Annotated in this window: 2 protein-coding genes; both read left to right on the top strand. The window is 49.1% G+C overall.

The window, feature by feature from the left end; translation table 11 throughout:
• The coding region (locus AC286M_RS35125) for an ATP-binding protein (protein ID WP_488208891.1) at positions 1 to 1,072 on the top strand (1,072 nt) is incomplete at its 5' end.
• Between the two features lie 2 nt (positions 1,073 to 1,074).
• Positions 1,075 to 4,526 (top strand): nSTAND1 domain-containing NTPase (locus AC286M_RS35120; RefSeq protein ID WP_488208890.1); only part of this gene is annotated, 3,452 nt, incomplete at its 3' end.

Raw genomic sequence — 4,526 nt, 5'->3', positions numbered from 1 at the left:
TGATGATCTGGAAATGGCCGATGTGGATATTGGTGATGTGTTGTTGACGGTTGCCCGTCGCATCAGCCAGAGCCTTGAGCAGTATAAACTGGCAGAACCCACAGGACTGAAGGCGATTTTGCAGGGAGCGGTGCAGATCCTGACGACCGAAATTGAAGTGACTGGGGCGTCTGGTGAGGTGCCAGGAATTGGAGGAATCTCTTGGAGCGATAATGGTGAGTTTTCTCTGTCGGCAGGCATTGGCAAAATTACCGCTCGGACAAAAAGCGACCCCAACCTGCGCGATCGCATCAACAACTACTTAGGGCCGCAGAAAAATGAGCTGTTGAAAGCGATTAATCAGGAGTTAATCGAACCCGCCATTGCTCAATTGAAGCAGCACGGCAAGAAGGGGCTGGTCGTGATTGTGGACAATCTGGATCGGATTGACAATCGTCCGCGATCTCACGGTCGTCCTCAGCAAGAATATTTGTTTATTGACCAGAGCAGCTGTCTTAAAAATTTACGTTGCCATCTGGTTTATACCATGCCGCTGGCGCTAAAGTTCTCCAATGAATATGGCATGTTGACCCAGCGCTTTCCAGAAGATCCAAAGGTGCTGCCAATGGTGCCAATTCAGCGGCAAGATGGAACTGAGTGCAGTGAGGGCATGGCGTTGTTGCAGCAGATGGTGTTGGCACGCGCGTTTCCTGATTTAAGTGAAACGGAACGGTTAGCGGCACTAACTGAAATTTTTGATGAGGCGGCATCGTTGGATCATCTCTGTCACGTTAGTGGTGGACATGTGCGGGACTTGCTGCGGATTTTGAATGCCTGGATCAAAAAGGCACGGCAGTTTCCCCTAATGAGATCGCAACTTGAAGATGTGATTCGCGGCTATCGAAATGAAATGACAATGTATATTTCAGACGATGAGTGGGAGCTACTGCGGCGGGTGCGGCAGCGCAAAAAGGTGAGTGGCGATGACGACTATCAGACATTAATTCGCAGTCGGCTAGTATTTGAGTATCGCGATCGCGGTGAGTCTTGGTTTGATGTGAATCCAATTCTGTTGGATGCGAAGGAGCTATAGGCATGAGCCAGTGGCCGGAGGATGAGATTGAAGTTCACAATCGCCAAACGCTAGAGGAATTGGCGCAAACGTTGGAATGGTCAGTCGGCGAATTTCATCTGTTCTTAGCGCGATGCAACTATGTTGCGGTGCGATCTCACCTGATTACTCAGTTGCAGAACATTTGTTCAATCCAGCTTCAAATTATTACGTTGACTGCCGATACGCAGCAGCTTTACACCACCATCCGAGATGCGATCGCAGTTTCGCTCGACCCACCAGAGGGGATTATCGTGGTCGGGTTTGAGCAGGTTAAGGATTTAGATCAGCTGTTTGCTAATGCGGATGCGGCGCGGGAAGAGTTTCGCAAGCAGTTGCCCATGCCCATCGTGCTGTGGCTGGACGACACCCAGTTCAACAGCTTTAAGGATCGGGCACCCAATTTTGAAACCTGGGCACCTGTAGACACGCCGACGTTTGAGATTCCCACTGATACGATTATTCAATCTTTGCAGCAGGGCGTGGAAGCAATTTACGCAGCCTGTTTCAAACCAAATCAACCCCAGCTTGCCAATGATCCGGATCAGCCTCTGCCTAAAAGGGTGAGAGCAGCAATAGATGCGGCGCAACTTGGTGATTTGCGTCGATCTGAACTGGCCCAAGCTTTGCAGACTTTATCCGACCGAGCCGTTTCATTACCTGCTGATTTACGGGCTGATCTGCATTTAGTTGAGGGTGCTGATGCGGGTTTAGACGAAGCCGCTATTGGACATTTCCAAGCCTGTGTGGATTATTGGCGCAGCCAAGTTCAGGCAGGGCAAATTCACGAAACTACTCCGGCAGCGAATCTGAAACTAGCGTTGGCGCTCTTTTTCTTGGGTCGATTTTACTTTCATCATACGGATGAAATGAGGCGACTGGATCAGGCTCAGTATGACGATCACGGTTGGCAGCAGGCGCGTCTGCCCTTGGAAGAAAGCTGGCAATTGTTTGCAGCAGCTAATCGTCTAGATATGGTTGCTAAGGTGAGCCGACATCTGCTCGGTACACTGCGACGACTACAGGCTTGGGATGATTTGGAACCGCTGCTGAATCAAGTGATTCCACTACATCAGCAGTACCACATGCTGAGTCGCTTGGCGATGGATTATGGCTTTTTGGCTGAGCTGAAACTACATCAGCAAGATTGGCCAATGGCGAGACACTATGCCGATCTAGCAGTGGAAACTATTCAACCATTGCCATTGTCACAACAATGGGCAGAAGGATTGTATTTGGCACTGCAAGCCAAGGCAGAGGTGCAGTTAGGTAATGAAACAGGTGCTATCACTCTATTGGAATGGGCGCGATATTTAGGTGACCGTGGCCATCCCACCACCTATAGCACCATTTTGGGCGATTTGCGTGAACTGTACTGGCAGCAGAAGCGCTATCTGGAGGCGTTTAAGCTGAAGCAGGCGCGGCTGGAGGTGGAGAAAGTTGCTGGCATTCGGGCGTTTGTCGGTGCTGGACGGCTGGGGGCACAAGGGCAACTGCTGGAGGAGTCGGATGAGCCAGCGCCAGAGATTTATGCGTCGGGTCGGCAGTTAGATCTACAAGAACTGCTGAGCCGGATTAACAGCACGGACTCGAAGCTGACGGTGCTGCATGGGGATTCAGGAGTGGGCAAAAGCTCGCTGGTGAATGCGGGTTTGATTCCGGCGCTGCAAAAAGAGGCGATTGGCTATCGGTCTGCGCTGCCAGTGATTGTGCGGCAGTATATGAACTGGGAAAAGGAACTAGCGACGGCGCTGACGGAATCGATTCAGGCATCGTCACGATCTAAAACGGTGCAGGTGCCAGAATCCAGTCCTGATATTTTGGCGATGCTGCGCCAGTGCGAGCAGAACAATCGCTGCATTGTCCTGGTGTTTGACCAGTTTGAGGAGTTCTTTTTTGCCAATCCTGATCCGGTGCAGCGGCGGCAGTTTTTTCAGTTTTTGAGCAATTGTCTGGGAATCACCTATCTCAATATCATCCTGTCGCTGCGGGAGGATTATCTTCACTATCTGCTGGAAGCGAGTCGGGCGCTACGCGGTGTTGCTAGCCCTAATATGCTGAGCCAAAATCTGTTTGGCAATATTCTGGGGCGCGATATTCTCTATCCCATCGGCAATTTCAGCCCGGAGCAGGCAAAGGCGATTATTGATGATTTGACTCAGCAGTCGCGATCGTATCTGGAGCCGGATTTGGTGGATGCGCTGGTGGCGGATCTGGCGGGGCCGTTGCAGGAGGTGCGCCCAATTGAGCTACAGATTGTGGGTTCGCAGTTGGAGACGGAGCGGATTCGCTCATTGGCGCAATATCGGGAGCTGGGCGATCAGCCAAAGGAGGAGTTGGTCAGCCGCTATCTGCAAGAGGTAATCGACGATTGTGGCGCGGAGTATGAACAGATTGCGGAACTGGTGCTGTATTTGCTGACGGACGAGCGGGGCACGCGACCGCTCAAGACGCGATCGGATTTGCGGCGGGAGTTAGAGGCGTTGTTGCCGGGTTTGTTTGAGGATACCGTCTCCTCTGATTACTCGTCAAATTGTGGAAATTTAGACCTCAACCTCAACCGTTCTCCTAATGGTGGGAAAGAGAAGGTAGGACAGGCCGTAAATGAGCCACTAGAGTATGTATTGAGAATTTTATGTGGATCGGGAATTATAATCTATTTACCGGAAGATACAGATGGAAGGTATCAACTAGTTCATGATTATATTGCAGAGAGCTTTCGTTCAAGGTATGAATTCAGTCTTCATAAAAAGCTCATCGAATCAGAAGCAGAACGAGCAGAGCTTTCATCTTCCAACCAGATTCTAGAGAATGCAAGGCAAAGGGCTGGCAAGCTATTAAAAGCTACTTTAGGAGTATCAGTTTGTGTATTTTTAGCAACAGTATCTTTTGCGACTTTTGCAAACAAGAAAGCTGAAAGCCAAAGAGAAGAAATATCTTTAGCTGCCGAAATTGAACAGTCAGGCAACTATGCTTTGCAACAGTTTGACTCATCACAGATTGATGCTTTAATTACTGCAATAAGCGCCGGAAGAAGGTTAGATGATTTAATAGATGAAAATATCGCCTTAGAAGATTATCCAGCTCTGAATCCTGTTTTCTCCTTACAGAAGATTCTCAACCAAATTAGTGAGAAGAATAGAATTAATATACAACATGGAGAAGTTCTATGGGTAGATTACAGCTTAGATGGTAAACACCTTGTTATTACCTCAGAAGACGGCTTCATCCAAATAAGACAAGTCTCAGGGGCTTTAGTTTCTGAGTTCAAGGCTTGTGAGGGTGCTCCTGCATGGGGTGTCAGCTTCTTTGAGAATAACAAATTAGCTACTGCTTGTGGTGTTACTGGTCAAATCGAGTTATGGACTGTAAATGGCCGTAAGATACTCAATTGGAATGCGCACGAAAGTGGAGTCGGAAGTATAAGATTTAATTC

The organism is Thainema salinarum CENA647, assembly GCF_057732415.1.
This window is presented reverse-complemented; position numbering and strand designations above follow the sequence as displayed.